Below are 18,348 nucleotides of genomic sequence, written 5' to 3'. Positions count from 1 at the left end.
GACCGGGTCAGTCCAGACCGGGTCAGACCTGACCAGCACGTTTGTGACCTACATAAATTGAAGCGACGCCGAATGTAAGGGGTATCCATTTGGTATTGGTGAATCCAGCCGCTTCATAAATACGCAGAAAGTCAGAGCCGTCGGGAAAAGCCTGCACCGATTCGGGCAGGTACGTATAAGCCGACGCGTCTTTGCTCACTAAGCGCCCAATGAGTGGCAGGATAGTGCGGGAGTAAAAACCGTATAGTTGTTTAAAGGGAAACTGGCGCGGGTTCGAGAACTCCAGCACCACGCATACGCCACCGGGGCGGGTTACACGGTGCATGTCGGTCAGACCCTTGAGCAGGTTCTCAAAGTTACGTACACCAAACGAAACGATGACAGCATCGAATTCATTGTCTCCAAACGGTAAACGTTCGGAATCGCCCGAGCGCATCTCGATCAGCTTATCGACGCCCCGCTGCTTCATCTTCTCCCGACCGATGGCCAACATACCTTCCGAAATATCGACACCGATAATTTTTTCCGGCTTGAGCGCCAGTGCTTCCAGGGCAAAATCGCCGGTTCCGGTGGCGATATCGAGGATCGTTTTCGGCGCGTAGGCCGGGGTTTTACTCGCTTTCAGTTCGCGGATAGCCCGTTTACGCCACAGAATGTCAATGCCACCGCTTAAAACGTGGTTGAGCAAGTCGTATTTAGGCGAAATACTATCGAACATCTCCGCGACCTGTTCGCGCTTGGATGTATCTTTATCTTTGTAAGGAACGACGGCCATGTATGTGTATGTAGGTGTACAGGAGCGGTAACAAAGCGGGCCTTGTACTGTCTGAGAAACCGGGTGTTTGATCGGAAAGTTTCGTTGCAATTTACGGATCAATCAATTGCAATGACGTAGTCGGCTCTGTTCGTCCCGAATGGCGGGACAAGCGTTCATCGTATAACCGGTTGACAAATCGTAGGAGACGATTACCAGCCGACCAACCGCTCCGGACAATCGCTAGTTGAGACTTAGGCCAATTCTGCGTATTTTTCGTGAAACGATACAACCCAGCCAATGAATCACGCGTTTCTTGCCCTACTCCCCTTTCTCTTTCTGTCACCACCCGACGACGATCCAATAACCAAGAAGGCCCATAAAATTCATCAGCGCGTTCTGACGCTCGATACCCACGCCGATGCACCGATCATGATGCAGAACCCTGGTTTTGACGTCGGCAAGACGCACGATACCAAGCGTGACCAGTCGCAGATCGATTTCCCGCGCATGAAGCAGGGCGACATGGATGCCATGTTTTTTGCGGTCTATACCTCGCAGGGGCCGCGCACGGATGAAGGCCACGCCGAAGCCAAACGCAATGCCCTTAACCAATTCGATCTGATCCATCAGGCCTTAAAAAAATACCCGAATCTGGCCGAACTAGCGACCACGCCCGACGATGCATACCGCATTCAAAAGGCCGGAAAGCGGGCCGTTTTTATCGGCATGGAAAATGGCTATCCGGTTGGTAACGATCTGTCGATGCTCAAAACCTACTACGATCTGGGTGCCCGGTACATTACCCTGACACACTTCGCCAATAACCTCATCGGCGATTCATCGACCGATCCTGATGGACCAATGTACGGTGGACTAAGCGAGTTTGGTAAGAAAGTAGTCGTTGAAATGAATCGGCTGGGTATTCTGATCGACGTGTCGCACGTGGCCGACAGTACATTCTACGACGCGCTGGCTCTATCGAAAGCACCCGTCATTGCTTCGCACTCCAACTGCCGCGCCCTCTGCGATTTCCCCCGGAACATGACCGACGAGATGATCAAGGCAATTGCCGCCAAAGGGGGCGTAGTACAGGTAAATTTCGTGAGCGACTACCTCAAAAAACCATCGGATGCGCACCGGGCCGCCAAAACGAAAATCCGGATGTCGCGGGTTGGCAAAGTAGCTACGCCCGAGATGGAAGCCCGGATTGCGGCATTGAGTGATTCGGTCTCAAAGGTGTATGCGTCCGAGCGGGCCAGCTTGTCGGATATTGCCGATCACATCGACCATATTGTGCAAATTGCGGGGATCGATCACGTTGGCATCGGTTCTGATTTCGACGGGGGCGGTGGCGTCAATGGGCTCGAAGACGTTAGCCAGATCGAAAACCTGACCGTCGAACTACTGCGTCGGAAGTATTCGGAAGCCGACATTGCCAAAATCTGGGGCGGTAATTTGCTGCGGGTGTTGGGTCAGGCAAAGGTGAACTAGATATAACTTATTGATCGAATGAATACGCTACTGCGCACGCTGCGAAGTCGGAACGCCGTTTTGTACGGGTTCGGGTTATTTTGCCTGATCGGTGGCCTTGGCGGCATCGGCTTGTCCTTGGCGACAACGCAACAGGTACTGGGTATCAATGCGTTTATCAAACCAACGAAGTTTTTTCTGTCTATCTGGATTTTCTGCTGGTCGATGGCCTGGTATCTGGATGTGCTGAATCGACCACGAACGGTGCGGATTTATTCCTGGATGACCGTCATCACCATGACGCTTGAACTGGTCATCATTACTGGACAAGCGGCTCAGGGGAAACTATCGCATTTCAACGTCACATCAGTTACGGGTGCGTTGCTGTTTTCAGTTATGGGCATCGCCATCGTAACATTCACGGCCTGGACGGGATACATCGCCTATCTCTTCTTGGTAACCAGATCGACAACCATACCGGCACCTTATCTGTGGGGCATACGGATGGGTATGCTGTTGTTCGTGATTTTTGCGTTCGAAGGCATGGTAATTGTCGCCAATCATGCCCATACCGTTGGAGCACCCGATGGCGGGCCAGGTCTTCCGGTAACCAACTGGAGTACGCGACATGGCGATTTGCGCGTAGCTCACTTTTTCGGAATGCACGCATTACAGATTTTACCCTTGTTCGGCTATTACCTGGCCAAACGATCCAGCCAGGTTATTGCCGTAAGCGTTGTGTACTTTCTGGTGCTCACGGCCCTGCTCACCCAGGCGCTGCTGGCCAAACCGTTGCTCAGCTATTATTGACGACAAATCGGTAAAGAAAACGGGTTTTGCCCTTTTAGGGGTAATAACCTCTTCCTTACGCATGAATCGTACTGAGTTTCTGAAAACCTCGGCGCTGGCCGGAGCCACGATCATTACTGACCCGCTGCAAGTTCGGGCGTTTATTACCCGAAAACCCGCTCAAAAATACCGCACGGCCCTGATCGGAGCGGGCTGGTGGGGTGGCAATATTCTGCGCTGCGCTGTTCAGGCGGGCGAATCGAAAGTTGTGGCGCTCTGCGACGTGGATACCCGGCAACTCAAAAAGACAAGCGATGAACTGAGCAAGCTGACATCCGACCAACCCAAGTTATACCGGGACTACCGCGAGATGCTGGCGACCGAAAAGCCGGAAATCGTTATCGTGGCCACGCCCGACCATTGGCACCCGCTCATCGCGATTGCCGCGATGCAGGTTGGCGCGCACGTGTACGTGGAGAAACCCATCAGCCATACCATCAACGAAGGAAAGGCAATGGTAAAAACCGCCCGGCAAACGGGGCGCATCTGTCAGGTGGGTACCCACCGGCGCGTGTCACCCCACAACGTGTCGGGTATGGAGTTTCTGAAGTCGGGGAAAGCCGGTCAAATCGGGATGGCACGGGCGTTTGTGTACTATGGGGGTGGCGCAGGACAGCCAACTCCCGACGGTGAAGCGCCTAAGGAAATGGACTGGAATATGTGGTGCGGACCAGCTCCGCTACGGGCCTACAATCCAGCAATGCACCCGCGAGGCTGGCGCAATTTTCTGGATTATGCCAACGGGACGCTGGGTGACTGGGGTATTCACTGGCTGGACCAGATTTTGTGGTGGACCGAAGAAAAGCATCCGCGTAAAATCTATTCGACCGGTGGGCGGCCCATCCGGAAAGACAGCACCGATGCCCCCGATCATCAGGTGGCGACCTACGAGTTCGAGAATTTTACGGCTATCTGGGAGCAGCGGAATTTTGCGGCCAATAACGCCGAAAAGACGCACCCGCAACAGGCAGTCGGGGTGTATTTCTACGGTACGGAAGGCACGTTTCACATGGGCTGGCTCGATGGCTGGACCTTCTATCCGGCTGATTCCAAGAAACCCATCATTCATCAGGACGCGCAACTCAATAAGCCTGATGATCAGAATATTGCACAGCTCTGGGCTAATTTTCTGGATAGTATCAAAACTAACAAATTACCCGTTTCCGATATCGAAATCGGTCACCGCTCGACCAATATGGCTTTACTGGGTATGCTGTCCATGAAACTGGGCCGGAGTGTCGAGTGGGACGGCACCCAAATTCAGAATGACCCCGAAGCGAATAAACTCCTCAGCCGGGCTTATCGGGGTGAGTGGCAATATCCGGTATAAACACAACGTCTCCCGAACGGGCTGAACCATTCGGGAGATGCAGACACGTTTCGTGAGGGGGTGCTTATTTAGTTAGGGCTCTGTTCTCTTCGATCAGGCTTTCTTCATCCCAACCCTCATCGGCGCGCAGGCTTGCGGCACTGCGGTCGGCCTGAATGATTCGATTCAGTTCGGCCTGCGTTTCCTGCACCGCGTGGACATATTCGTCGTCGTTGCGTATGGCCGACAGTTTTTTAAGCATCCGCTCATCGTGCCGGAAAAACATCTTTGCCGACCGGTTGGCCTCGTGTGCCCGATGGCCCAGTAGTGTTAACGCATCGACGCCCACCCGAAGGCTTGTATCGAGGGTTTCGCGGTAGATGTGCAACATGCCGGCGTTCATCAGATCGTAAGCGTCGTACCGGTTTGTGGCACGTACCAGAATGTGCAGTTCCGGGAAGTGCTTCTTAACGATTTCGATCAGTTCCAGTCGTTTTTCTTCGTCACTGATCGCAATAACGATCACCTTCGCTTTGGCCGCACCCGCTATCTCCAGCAGATCGTGCCGGCTGGCATCGCCGTAAAACACATTGTAGCCCATCCGACGCAGCCAGTCCACATTGTCGCTGTTACTATCCAGTACGGTCGTTCCTATATTATTGGATTGTAGAAAGCGGCCAATGGTACTCCCAAAATGACCGTAGCCCGCAATAATCACCGGGTTGTCCTGCTCGACCAGATCGCTTTCCCGCTCCTCAACCGCCTGTTTCATACCCAGCAGGGGAAGAATCAGCTTCTCGTTAAGCATCATGACCAGGGGCGTAAAGGCCATGCTGATCGCCACGACTGCCGTCATGGTATCGGTTATTTCTTTAGACAAAATACCCTCCTGTACTGAAAAGCTCAACAGGACAAACGCAAACTCACCGACCTGGCACAACCCAAAACTGAAGATCGAATTTTGTTCGTTGGAGAGCGCAAACGATTTACCAATCAGCGAAAGAACGAGTAGTTTACAGACCATAATGCCCAGTACCAGCCCCAGAATCAGCCAGGGATCGGCGATGACCAATTGGAAATCAATCGACGCACCTACGGCAATAAAGAATAGTCCCAGCAGTAATCCTTTGAAGGGATCAATGTCACTTTCGAGCTCATGGCGATACTCACTGTTAGCCAGCACGACACCCGCCAAGAACGTACCCAACGCGGGGCTAAGACCCACCGTCGACATCAGTACCGCAATTCCTACCACCAGCAGCAGCGCCGTAGCCGTAAACATTTCGCGCATTCCGGTTCGGGCAATGACGCGGAACAGGGGCGGAGTCAGATACCGACCCGTTACAATCACAATCGCGACGGAACCCAGTACGGCAATTGGCTGAAGCCAGGGGGGCAGCGAATCGACCAGCGTGGTACTGCTGTGGCCTCCTTCCGTAACGGGTGTGAGGGTATCGCTGGCCAGTAGCGGAAACAGGGCCAGCATCGGAATCACGGCGATATCCTGAAACAACAGCACCGCAAAGGACCCTTGCCCGGCGGCTGTTTTCATCAGTCCTTTTTCGTTCAGCGACTGCAACACGATGGCAGTCGATGACATGGCCGCGATCATGCCCAGCGCCAGCGACTGTTTCCAGTCGATTCCAAATAGCATAGCCAGACCGGCAATCACGACTGACGTAGCACCGACCTGAACGCCACCCATACCCAGAATCGACTTGCGCAGACGCCACAACCGGGACGGTTCCAGTTCAAGACCGATGACAAATAACATGATGACGACGCCAAACTCGGCAAAGTGCATGATGTCGGTTCCTTCATGACCAATAAATTCCAGACAGGATGGGCCAATGATGATTCCGGCCAGCAAATAACCCAGTACCGATCCCAGGCCCAGCTTTTTAGCAATCGGGACCATGATCACGGCGGAGGCCAGATAGACCATTGCCTGAAAGAAGAATGTATCCTTCATTGTAGCGAGTGTTTAGAGGAAATGGATATAAGAGGCTGCCTACCGCAACCAGCGGGAAGGCGAACAGAGATGATTCGCCTTCAGCATTGGCATCAGAACCAGATACGATCAACGCGCACCGGCAGTGTGCAAAGCAGGTAGCAACTCGTTAAAATACGTAGCATCCTGATAGTTAAGCATATTTAGCTTGTCGTGCGTCAGGGTGGACAAGATCGTCTGGTAGTCTTCACCAAACTGAACAATATCGTCTTTCGTCGTGCGGTACGTGCCATACATAACGAAAGGCGGCAGATACTCCATGTTACACGTACGGGCCGTTTGCTCGAACGGATGGAGAAACTGGTGAACCGGATAATGATTCCGGCCCATATCGGTATACGCGTCGGAGCCACCCCCGCAGGAAATCACGCACAATAGTTTTTTGCCGACGAGCGCCTTCCCCCGCGCCCCATACGCCCAGTTATGTTCCAACACCAGATCGAGCCACTGTTTAACAATCGCCGGACTACTATACCAGTACAACGGGTACTGGAACACAATGATGTCGTGCTGAAGTAACAATCGCTGCTCCCGATCGACGTCGATGAACATATCCGGATAGGACTCGTAGAGATCATTGAACGTTACGTTCTTCAGGTTACGGCAGTAGTCCATCAGTACGCGGTGCACGTTGGATTTGCTCAGCGCCGGATGCGCAAATTGAATCAGAACTCGTGCCATAGGCTTACAGGTTGGTGGTTAGAGAGCGGTTACAGGCAATCGACATCGGCCACGATGCTCACCTGGCGCAACCCCTTATCTGTCAAAATATCGTTGATGCGCTCCTGAATGTAGGCTTTCACTGCCTTGACATTCACCTTGTCGCGCTCAATCTTAATAAGAATATCGTAGAGAAACTGGTTCCGGATGCGTTCGACAAGCGGCTCTTCGGGACCCAACACCCGACTGCTCCCCAGCATATCCGTGAGTTCGTTAGTGAGTCGTTCGGCGGCCTGGTGACTGATCGCTTTGTCGGTATGGCGAACCGTTAACTTGATGAGCCTCGAGAAAGGCGGGTAATTAAAATCCTGACGCTCCTGAATTTCCTCTTCGTACAACCCCTTATAATCGTTCTCGATGATTTTTTGCAGGATCGATTGCTGCGGACTGTTGGTCTGAATCAGTACGGTACCCTGCCGCCCGGCCCGTCGTCCGGCCCGGCCACTAACCTGGGTAAGCATCTGAAAAGCGCGCTCGGTGGCCCGAAAATCAGGAAAACGGATCAGGCGGTCCGCATCGAAAATACCGACCAGACTAACGTTATCGAAATCCAGCCCCTTCGTGATCATCTGCGTACCGACGAGCATATCGATCTGCCCGCTTTCAAATTCCTGAATGATCTGCTGATAGGCGTTCTTGGCACGAGTCGTATCCAGGTCCATCCGCAATATCCGCGAATTCGGAAAATAAATCTGGAGCTGATCTTCGAGCTTTTCGGTGCCGAAGCCAATGGTCCGCACTTTCGTGGACCCGCAGGTCGGGCATATACGCGGCACGTCTTCCTTATGCCCGCAATAGTGGCAACGGAGTTCAGCCGCACGCTGGTGATAGGTCAGACTGACGGCGCAGTTGGAGCACTCGGCGGTCCACTCGCAATCTTCGCACTGCATGTAAGGCGAGTACCCCCGTCGGTTCTGAAATAGAATGCTTTGTTCTTTGCGCTCCATGTTCATTTCCAGCGCATTGAGCAGGGCGGACGAAAACTCATTTTTCATCGTTTTCTGCTTTTTCTCCTGCTTGATATCGACCAGAATAATGTTCGGCAGGGTCGCTTCCCCGAAGCGCGTGAACAGCTCGACCAGTCCGTACCGACCCTGTTTGGCCTGATAGTACGTTTCGAGGGAGGGCGTTGCGGAGCCAAGCAATACCTTGGCCTGCTGCCAGTGAGCCAGCATCATCGCCACATCGCGGGCGTGGTAGCGCGGAGCCGGATCGTGTTGTTTGTACGATGTTTCGTGTTCTTCGTCCACGATGATCAGGCCAAGGTTGTCGAACGGTAAAAACACCGCCGACCGGACACCCACCACAAACTGAAACTGGCCCGAGACGACACCTTTCCAGACTTCGACGCGCTCGTTGTCCGAAAATTTGGAGTGATAAATCCCCATTTTATCGCCAAAAACGCGCTGTAGCCGAACCACAATCTGGGTTGTCAGCGCAATTTCGGGCAGGAGATAGAGCACCTGCGATCCGCTGCCAATAGCCTGCTGAATCATGTCGATGTACACTTCCGTCTTCCCGCTCCCCGTAATACCATGCAGCAGCACGATGTTCTGGTGTTCGAACTGCGCCATAATCTGCTGCGAAGCCGCTCGCTGGGCCTCGGTGAGCTTAATCTCGACGGAAGACGCCGGAGAGTCGTCCGAAAAACGCGGCTGAATGATCTCAAAGGCTTCGAAAACGCCATTTTTCAGGAGGGTCGTCAGCGACGACTGCGAAAGCTCCTCATCCTGATTCAGAATCGTTTTATCCAGTCCCTTCTGGTTAAGGGTCGGGTCGCGTTGCATCGGTATGTGGCTCAGGTAGCGCATCACCACTTCCTGCTGCTTGGGCAATTTTTCGAGTCGCTGGAGCAGTACCAGCAGCTGTTCGCGTTCTTCGTAGTTCCGGTTCAGCCTGACCTTCCGGATCATCTTGGGAATGTATTTTTCCTTTACCTCCTCGAACACGATGACCGCCTTTTTGCTGATCAGTGATTTGATCAGCGCCGGCACATTACCACCCTCACCCGCCAGTCGCTCCAGCTCATCATACGAAAGGGCAGGGTGCTTTTTGAGTTCAGTCAGTAAAACGGTTTCAAATTCGGTGAGCAGTTCCGGGTAGTCGAAATCAGGATTAAACTGCACCTTCGACTGGCTTGAAATTTTCAGACCGGACGGCAGGGCGATATTCATCACGTCGCCGATGGGACACATGTAATACTCGGACATCCAGCGAAATAGTTCGAGCTGGTAGCCCGTCACCAGTGGGTATTCATCCAGCACTTCGCTGATGTATCGGGCCTGGTACTGGGTTGGTGGCGAGTTGTGCAGTCGGGCCACGACGGCGGTCAAGACACGGCCATTACGCTTGCCGAACGGCACGATAACGCGGGCACCAATTTTCAGTATATCGGTCATACCGCGCGGCACCCGATACGTAAATAGCCGGGGGACGGGAATGGGCAAAATCAAATCGGCGAAGAACGTGAGTTCTTCGGTTTCTGCTGACGAAAAGAGTGAATAAGGTTGATTTTCCACAAATAAAATCGGTACGTCCAGTAAATATAGGCAGAAAATGACCAGCTACGGGCAAGGCACGGGGCGAATGAAGGCCGGTTCGTTGAGACTATACACGTCTCAACCGACGACGATAGCCATCCGGTTCCGAACGAAAAAACAATGGCTGCGGTCCGAAACAGTCGGCGGATAATAATTCACCAAAAGCGCGTCCAGACGCAACCTTTGCCCGCTTTTTGTGTGTTAGATTACTGTAACGCGGGCTGAAACCCGCCTTAACTTGCGGGTTTCAGCCCGCGTTACCTGTATGCAATTTTTTGATGTTATTATTGTCGGTGGTGGCCCCTGTGGACTAGCAGCCGGGATCGAAGCAACCAAAGCGGGCCTGAGCCACTTGATTCTGGACATGGGTAGCCTGACCGAATCCATTCGGCAGTACCCCCGGCGGATGCGTTTTTTTTCAACCGCCGAAAATATTGAAATTGGCGGATTGCCGTTTCCCATTTCGGGCGTAAAAGCCGGTCGTGACGAAGCCCTACAATATTACCGCAAAGCCGCTGCCTATTTTCACCTGAACTTTAAGTTGTTTCAGGAGGTATGGGATGTTCAGAAAAATGAGGATCTGTTTACGGTAACGACGACAACCGGCGATCAGTATCAGGCTCGTAAGGTCATCATGGCTACGGGCTACTTCACGCGTCCACGCTGGCTGAATATTCCCGGCGAAGACCTCCCCCACGTGTCGCATTACTACGACGAACCATTCAAATATTCGTTCACGAACGTTGTGATCATTGGTGCCTCAAACTCGGCGGTCGAAGCGGCCCTGGAATTGTATCGGCACGACGTGAACATTACCGTTGTCCATCGCGGAGAGGATTTCCGGAGTACGGTGAAGTACTGGCTGGTTCCTGATGTAAAAAACCGCGTTAAAGAAGGCCGCATAAAAACGGTGTTTGACTCCGTTGTTACGCAGATCGACGATACGAACGTAACGATCAATAACCTGAAAACGGGCGAGGAAAGCCACCTTCCCGCCGATTTCGTGCTGGTCCTGACGGGTTATATTCCCGACGCGGAACTACTTCGTCGGTGTGGCATTGAGCTTGATCCGGCTACGCAGGTTCCGGTCTATAACAAGGAAACGTTCGAGACGACGGTGCCGGGACTGTATGTCTGCGGTACGGTGATGGCGGGTATCTACACCGAAAAAGTTTTCATCGAAAACGGTCGTGAACACGCTCAGGCCATTATCGATCACATCGTGGGTCGGGAAGTGCACCAGGTGAAAGAACTTATTCAGCGAATCTGACGCATAACGAAAACAATCGGGGTTTCCCTGTTTCATACGCCGTATCTCCGAGATACGGCGTATGAAACAGGGAAACCCCGCTCGGCAAGCAACCTTTGAGAAATCAACTCGTTCTCAAACGCCCGCTTTTTCCCGCTGCTGTCGGGCATAATCCGACGGAGACAGCATATACACAGTCTGGAACGTTTTCCGAAAGTGTTTGATATCCTCAAAACCAACCTGATTCGCGATTTCCGTTACCCGGAGTGAGGTGGTTGTCAGCAGTTGGGCGGCTCGCTTGATGCGGACATCACGAATAAACTCGACTACAGACTGACCCGTTATGGCTTTGATCTGCCGGTAAAACGCTGACTGACTCATGCCCATTTCCCGCACCAGAACGGGAACCGTGAAAGCAGGATCGGCCAGATTGGCTTCCACGATAGCCATCGCCTTTTCCAGTAGCTGCTTTTGTTCATCGGGAATGGCGATATCGGTGGGTTCCAGTAAAATCTGACGGTGGTAATATTCTTTCAGCCGGTAACGCGCCTGTAGCATCACCGCTATTTTGGTGTATAAAAGTTTGGGGTTAAAGGGTTTTGCCATGTACTCGTCGGCTCCCGTTTCCAGCCCTTCCAGTTCGTGCATGGCAGCCGCCCGCGCCGTTAGCAACACAACCGGAATGTGCAGCGTTTTTGGATGCTGCTTCACGTTCTTACAGAGTTCCAGACCCGTACTGCGGGGCATCATCACATCACTGACAACGATGTCGGGCAACAGAGCCAGCGTTTTTTCCCAACCTTCGACGCCATCCGTGGCCGTAACGACCTCAAAACTGGGCGCGAACAGTTGCTGTAGATAGTGCCGGAGTTCATCGTTGTCCTCGACCAGCAAAATACGGGCAGAACGGACGGCTGTACTCAATGCGTCTCTTTCGTCTAACATATCGGTTTCAGCCTTCATCCGTTCCGGCGCGGTCGTCGGCACACCGTCAACGTTAGCGGGCTCTTCCCGAATAGACTCCGGCTCAAGGTGTGCCCTACCGAACGGCAGGCGAAGAGTGAAACTCGTTCCTATACCCGGTTCGCTCTGCACCATCACTTCACCGGAATGCGCTTCCACAAACTGCTTGACCAACGACAAACCGATCCCCGTACCCATCATGCGCATGGTTTCCGTGTGCGATGCCTGATAATATGGATCGAAGATCTTGTCGATGTCATCCGCGTTCATACCAACACCCCAGTCGCGCACGGTCAGTTGCAGGTAATTATCCACAAGCGTCGTTCCTCTGAAACGGGCTGGTTCCGCCGACGAACCGACTGCCGAAACCAGTATCCGGACTTTTCCGCCTTCGGGCGTGTATTTGAATGCGTTTGAGAGCAGGTTGATCAAAATGATTTCCAGCTTATCCCGATCAAAGTACATGGGTATGGTCTCGGAAGGAGCTTCCATTGCATAATCCAGCTGCGACTCTTCGGCTTTAAGCGTAAAGATCAGATAGATCTCCGTCAGGAAAGCCACCACATTGCCCCGGCTTGCCCGCAGCGTTACATGACCTGATTCCACCTTCCGGAAATCCATCAGCTGATTGACCAGATTCAGCAATTTGCGGGTCTGCTGGTGCATCAGCATGATTTTGTCTTTAACGCTGTCGAGCGTACCACTCCCCGACGAAGCCAGTTCTTCGATTGGCCCCAGAATCAGCGTCAGCGGGGTGCGCAATTCATGGGATACGTTCGTGAAAAAGCGCAGCTTGGCATCAGTTACTTCTTTCTCTTTCTCGACTCTGAACTGTTCCAGCACCAATTCATTTTTCAACGCCTGCTTCGCCCGCTCGATGCGTCGATACAGGACGAATGCCCCGCCGATAAGGAGCGCGTATAGTGCGTATGCCCACCAGCTTCGCCACCAGGGCGGCAGAATAACGAATTGCAAGGTGGCTGGCCTGAGCGACCAAACGCCATCATCGTTGCTGGCTTTCACCCGAAACGTATACGTACCCGCCGGGAGGTTGGCAAAATTAGCGGTACGCTGACCGTGCGCTGTCGGCATCCAATTTTTGTTGTAACCATCCAGTTGATATGCGTACTGCTGTTTCTGGGGATTGGCATAATTCAGACCCACGAACTCAATAGAAAAATCATTCTCCGCGGCCTTCAGCCGAATTGGCTGTGCGTCAGAAAAGGGCCGTTTCAATAAAACCCGACCGTTCAGCGTATCACCAATGCCCACCGGCCGGTTGAGGATACGCAGTTCCGTAATCTGGACCAGGGGCGGATAGGGGTTCGGCAGCAGGGTTCGCGGCTGAAAATAAGTGACCCCATTCGTACCGCCAAAATAAAGTGTTCCATCCGTAGCCCGACAGGCAGCCCCCACTTTAAAGGAGTTGCTCTGCAACCCATCCGTGACATCGAAGTGAAACAGCCGCTTGGTGGACGGATTGAACTTATACAGGCCAGCCCCGCCAATCCAGAGATTTCCCGCTTCATCCGTCAGCAGACTTTCTACGTCCGTTTCGGGAACCCACCGGCTATATCGTTCAATCACGTCCTGTCCACGAGCATTCGTCGTCAGCCGATGCAGGCCACCGCCAATGGTCCCAATCCATAAATTGCCCCGGCGGTCGTTGAGCAAAGGCCAGGTATAGTTGATCAGCAGGCTGTTCGGGTTATTGGGTTCGTGTTTGAACTGGTTGAGCAGACGAAGCCCGTCTGGCGTAAGCTGCATTTTCAGCAACCCGGCATCCCGCGTACTGGCCCATAGCAGGTTCCGGCTCCGGTCGTAGAGCAGCGCCGTAAACTGACGGGTGGGCAGTCGCTTATTGGCTAAGTTGTACGTGTTGAGGTGCTTTCCCTGCCGGTCAAACTGATGTATACCCGCGTTGAAGGTTGCTACCCAAATCGAGCCGTACTTATCTTCCAGGATGCTTTCGATGCTTACACTGCCCCAGTCGGGTATGTCCGGCATAGAAGGGAGCCGGATAGGCGTCGAACCGTCACGGTCGCTCATTTGGTAAAGCCCATGATAGCGGGTGCCGATCCAAAGTATACCATCGCTGGCCTGAAAAATGGTGGAGACATCGATGCCATTTACGTCGCCGGATAAAGCGCGGTTGAGGTAATTCGTGTACGTCTTCCGGCTTAGGTCATAACTGGCAAAGCCATTGCGGGTACCCATCCACAGACGATTGCCGGTTGACTCCTTCAGAATAGCGTTGATATAGTTATTTGCGGGTGTCGTCTGCCCGACCATCTGCCGCCGAATATGGCCGAATGGTTTGGGGCGTAGCTGCAACTGATTTAATCCACCGGCCGACGTTGCCAGCCATAAATTGTGAAACCGATCTTCCAGCATATCATGCACCCGAACCGAGTTAATGCTGGCGGGATCGGTATCCAGCGGAAGAAACGTACGGACATCCTGTTCGTTAACGGGTGGCGTTGACGAGGTTGCGGCACCGGCGTTCATGAGCAGCAGCCCGTAATTTGTGCTGATCCAGAGTCGGTTCGATGAATCCAGAAAAAGGCTTTCCAGATCGGCAAACGTCCGGTGCAGTGGTTGGGCTGGCGGATTAGACGCCTGTGCCAGCGCGTTCTTATTGAGCCAGAAAATCTGGTTATCGGTGCCAATCCATAAATCGCCCCGCCAGTCGAGGTGCAGGGATCGAATGTTAGGGCCTGCTGGCGATGTCTGTTGCGTAGCCTGTAATGCCTTTCGTTTCGACAGATCCCCTTTTCCATCGAATACCCACAGTCCGTAACCTAACGTACCGATCCAGACTTTCCCCAGAGGGTCTACCGCTAATTTATTGACAAGCGGCTCGGCATTCGGGCGATTCGTCAGAGACACCTGTTTCATGCCGTAGATCGAACCCTGTTCGTCGGTCTGTACAACAAAGATGCCGTAGTGCTGGGTAGCGACCCAGATGCGATCTGGTCCATCGGCGCACAGCGCCTGCACATTCGTATGGGTTATTTGCTGAATGAAGGGCGCAAACGCAGCCGCACCGGCCAGTTCGCGTACGCTGACGAATCGGTCTTTCGTGGCATCGTACCAGAACAAACCTGACCGCTCCACCCCTACCCACAGCCGCCCATGCCCGTCCAGTTGCAAGGTTCGAATCCGGTTGCTGGCAATCCCATCCTGATCATTGATGGGCAAATCATATTTTTTTAAACTGTAGCCGTCATAGCGGTTAATTCCTTTATTTGTACCGACCCAGATAAACCCGGCTTTATCCTGCGTGACGCACATGGCATCGCTATGCGAAAGGCCTTCGTTGACGGTAATGTGCTCAAACCGAAACTGGTCAGGCTCACGCTGAGCAAACCCAGCCGATGACATCAGAAAGGCAATTAAAAAGCAGTAACTATGTAGAAAAACCCACTTCATGATTAGGGACCAATTTACCCCCTTCTTTTGACGAAAACCAACCCCTTTATTGATTTTCAATGTTCTATTTTTGCACTATTCGAATCATCTTTTGACCAAAAGACTTTTTACCGCCTATAGTAGCGCGGGTGGAAACCCGCGATTTCTAGCTACCAGTCGCGGGTTTCCACCCGCGCTACCGTACGCCACAAAACTGATAACGCCTTTTCTCAACAATAGACCCCTATCTTGTTCCATGTTTTTACCATTCCTCAAATACAGTTTATCCGCTGGGTTCCTGCTCGGTTTAACCACCCTATCCGATAACTGGGCTACCAAATCGCTGGTAAGCAACGGCCAGACCCAGGTTTGGGCCGACACGCTGAACCGTCCCGACGAGAACCGATTTACCAAACGTGTCCTTTCCAACGACCTGAACGAACCGATGGAGTTGGCCGTGGCACCGGATGGCCGGGTCTTTTTTGTTGAGCGGGCGGGCAAATTTTACCTGTATAACCCAACCGACCGGAAAACCCGGCTGTTGTACGACTTTCCGGTAAAAGCGGTCGATAAATACCTCAATGGCTTGTTGGGCATGACCATTGACCCAAATTTCCGCCAAAATCATTATCTCTATTTTTTCTACACCGTTCAGGACAAAGAACAGACTAAACAGCGGATTGCCCGTTTTGTCATGAACGACGACAATACGCTGGACGTGGCCAGTGAAAAACCAATCATCGAATTCCCGATCGATCTGGAGGTCAGTGCCCATACGGGCGGGTCGATGGCCTGGGATACGCACGGCAACCTGTTTATTTCGACCGGCGACAACACCGTTCCTTTTGAGTCGAATGGACACGCGCCCATTGACGAACGTGCTGGCCGGTTAACGTTCGATGCACAACGGTCGGCGGGAAATCCAAACGATTTGCGGGGTAAAATCCTGCGCATTCACGTCGAACCGGATGGCACCTACACGATTCCCGATGGTAATCTTTTCCCCAAAGGGACGACCGGCACACGGCCTGAAATATACGTCATGGGTTGCCGAAACCCGTATCGTATTTCGGTAGACCCGGCTACCTCAATTCTGTACTGGGGCGAAATTGGCCCTGATGCCGGAACCGACAGCCAGCAGGGACCGCGTGGCTACGACGAATTTAACCAGGCGAAGAAAGCCGGAAATTACGGCTGGCCCTATTTTGTGGGCGATAGCAAGCCATACTACCAGTATGATTTCGCCACAAAAGCCGTTGGGTCGCTCTTCGATGTGCAGGCACCAATCAACAATTCACCGAACAACACGGGCATCAAGAACCTTCCGCCCGCGCAGAAGGGCATGGTCTGGTATCCTTACAATAAGTCGGACGAATTTCCGCAGTTGGGCGTCGGTGGCCGTTGCGCTATGGGTGGCCCCGTCTATCACTACGATGCCGCGCTGAAATCAACCACCAAACTACCGGCTTACTACGACAAAGCGCTGTTTGTGTACGACTGGATGCGAAACTGGGTGTATGCCGTTCGGCTGGACGAGCAGCAGAACTACCAGTCGATGGAAGCCTTCATGCCCACGACCGGCGATTTCCGGCGTCCGGTCGATATGGAAATTGGCCCCGATGGCAGCGTATACATGCTGGAATACGGATCGGTCTATGGTATCGATAATGACGATGCGCGGCTGGTCAAAGTAGACTTCAACGGCGGCAATCGTGCCCCCGTAGCCCAGGTGGTAGCTACCGATACCATTGGACTGGCCCCGCTGACCGTGGCCTTCACGGGCGACAAAAGCCGTGATTTCGACAAAGGCGATCAATTACGCTACGCTTGGCGTTTTGAGGGCAATACGGTAGCATCGACCGACGCTAACCCAACGTATACGTTCCGTAAAAACGGGGTTTACAGGGCGACCTTGACCGTGAGCGACCAGTTGGGTAAATCCAGCACGGATACCCTGACGATTAAAGTGGGCAACACCACCCCACAGGTAGCCATCCAAACTGCCCAGAACCGCACGTTCTTTTCGCCCAAGTCGATGCCCTTCGCGTACAACGTGCTGATCAAGGATAAGGAAGATAAGCTCATCGACAAGAAGAATGTGAAAGTGGTGCTGAACTACATTCCTAAGGTGAATCCCGAACCGCAGATGGGACACCAGCAACTGACCTCCACCTTCAGTCTGGGCAAGACGCTGATTGCCGGTTCCGATTGCAAAGCCTGTCACCAGTTGGCCGCTAAGTCGGTGGGGCCTTCCTTTACCGACGTGGCGAAACGCTACCGGGACGATAAAACGGCAACGGCCAAACTGGCGAACAAAATTATTATCGGGGGCGGGGGCGTCTGGGGCGAACACGCGATGAGCGCCCACCCGCAGCTTTCGCGGGAAGAAACGACCGAAATGGTCAAGTACATTCTTTCGGTGGGCAGCGAACCGTCGGAGAACCGACTTCCGCAACAGGGTAATCTGACGCTGAACCAACACGTTGGGAAAGAGCAGCTGGGCCGTTATCTCCTGACTGCCTCCTACACCGACAAAGGGGCTTTGACACCCGCACCCGGAAAACCTCGTACCCAACTGGCGCTTACCAAAACCGACCTGCTCATTCTGCGCCCCTCGAAAGTGCTGGGTAGCGAAGCCGACGAACTGCACGACATGACCCGACAAGGAAAACGCCTGGGCAACATTCACAATCAATCCTATTTCGTACTGAAAAACATTGACCTGAAAGGGATTGATCAGCTTACTTATTTTTATTCATCGAAAGACAAAGCCGCCGTTGTTGAGGTCCATACAGATTCACCAACGGGCCCCGTCATCAGTACGCTGGCCTACACGGCAACCGGCGACTGGAAGAATTATAAGGAAGTGAGCACATCGATCCAAAATCCCGGCGGTCAGCACGATCTGTATTTTGTATTTACCAAACCGGAAACGCCCAACCGCGATCTGTTTAGTCTGGACTGGCTGTTGTTTGGTACGAATGCCACGGCGGCTCAATCGACCAAGGTGAGTCCTACGGGCAAGTAGTCGGTTAACGAGTAAAAATTCTAGGATAAATTAAGGCTAGA

The 18,348-nt window shown here is 53.0% G+C and carries 10 protein-coding genes; 5 read left to right on the top strand and 5 right to left on the bottom strand.

Annotated features, from left to right (window positions below):
* Nucleotides 1–22: 22 nt before the first annotated feature.
* Nucleotides 23–775, bottom strand: coding sequence for a bifunctional demethylmenaquinone methyltransferase/2-methoxy-6-polyprenyl-1,4-benzoquinol methylase UbiE (ubiE, locus tag GK091_RS03550; protein WP_164035237.1), 753 nt, complete (start codon nucleotides 773–775; stop codon nucleotides 23–25).
* A gap of 279 nt (nucleotides 776–1,054) precedes the next feature.
* On the opposite strand from ubiE, the gene GK091_RS03545 reads away from it, so the two are divergent.
* The 3 genes from GK091_RS03545 to GK091_RS03535 all read left to right on the top strand — a co-directional run bounded on the left by GK091_RS03545 (nucleotide 1,055) and on the right by GK091_RS03535 (nucleotide 4,406).
* On the top strand, nucleotides 1,055–2,248 hold the full coding sequence (locus GK091_RS03545) for a dipeptidase (protein WP_164035236.1): 1,194 nt from the start codon (nucleotides 1,055–1,057) through the stop codon (nucleotides 2,246–2,248).
* 18 nt (nucleotides 2,249–2,266) lie between these two features.
* The gene (locus GK091_RS03540; protein WP_164035235.1) at nucleotides 2,267–3,037 is read left to right on the top strand and encodes a hypothetical protein; all 771 of its coding nucleotides are present in this window, start codon (nucleotides 2,267–2,269) and stop codon (nucleotides 3,035–3,037) included.
* Nucleotides 3,038–3,098: 61 nt separating this feature from the next.
* Entirely contained in the window at nucleotides 3,099–4,406 is a 1,308-nt protein-coding gene (locus GK091_RS03535) for a Gfo/Idh/MocA family protein (protein WP_164035234.1), read from the top strand.
* Nucleotides 4,407–4,470: 64 nt separating this feature from the next.
* Here GK091_RS03535 and GK091_RS03530 read toward each other — a convergent pair whose 3' ends face one another.
* From GK091_RS03530 to priA, 3 genes are all read right to left on the bottom strand, one after another.
* Entirely contained in the window at nucleotides 4,471–6,357 is a 1,887-nt protein-coding gene (locus GK091_RS03530; RefSeq protein WP_164035233.1) for a monovalent cation:proton antiporter-2 (CPA2) family protein, read from the bottom strand.
* A gap of 108 nt (nucleotides 6,358–6,465) precedes the next feature.
* Nucleotides 6,466–7,077 carry an NAD(P)H-dependent oxidoreductase gene (locus tag GK091_RS03525; protein WP_164035232.1) on the bottom strand — a complete coding sequence of 204 codons (612 nt, stop codon included), beginning with the start codon at nucleotides 7,075–7,077 and terminating at the stop codon, nucleotides 6,466–6,468.
* 29 nt (nucleotides 7,078–7,106) lie between these two features.
* On the bottom strand, nucleotides 7,107–9,635 hold the full coding sequence (gene priA / locus GK091_RS03520) for a replication restart helicase PriA (RefSeq protein ID WP_164035231.1): 2,529 nt from the start codon (nucleotides 9,633–9,635) through the stop codon (nucleotides 7,107–7,109).
* A 286-nt stretch (nucleotides 9,636–9,921) separates the two neighbouring features.
* On the opposite strand from priA, the gene GK091_RS03515 reads away from it, so the two are divergent.
* Nucleotides 9,922–10,926 carry a YpdA family putative bacillithiol disulfide reductase gene (locus GK091_RS03515; protein ID WP_164035230.1) on the top strand — a complete coding sequence of 335 codons (1,005 nt, stop codon included), beginning with the start codon at nucleotides 9,922–9,924 and terminating at the stop codon, nucleotides 10,924–10,926.
* 114 nt (nucleotides 10,927–11,040) lie between these two features.
* On the opposite strand, the gene GK091_RS03510 is transcribed toward GK091_RS03515, so the two are convergent.
* A complete protein-coding gene (locus GK091_RS03510) occupies nucleotides 11,041–15,300 on the bottom strand; it encodes a two-component regulator propeller domain-containing protein (protein WP_170312623.1) in 4,260 nt (1,419 codons plus the stop codon).
* A 235-nt stretch (nucleotides 15,301–15,535) separates the two neighbouring features.
* On the opposite strand from GK091_RS03510, the gene GK091_RS03505 reads away from it, so the two are divergent.
* Entirely contained in the window at nucleotides 15,536–18,307 is a 2,772-nt protein-coding gene (locus GK091_RS03505) for a PQQ-dependent sugar dehydrogenase (RefSeq protein ID WP_164035229.1), read from the top strand.
* Nucleotides 18,308–18,348 lie beyond the last annotated feature (41 nt).

Source organism: Spirosoma agri (assembly GCF_010747415.1).
Taxonomy (GTDB): Bacteria; Bacteroidota; Bacteroidia; order Cytophagales; family Spirosomataceae; genus Spirosoma; species Spirosoma agri.
Note: the sequence above shows the minus strand (reverse complement) of the source record. Positions and strands in the feature narration are given on the sequence as shown.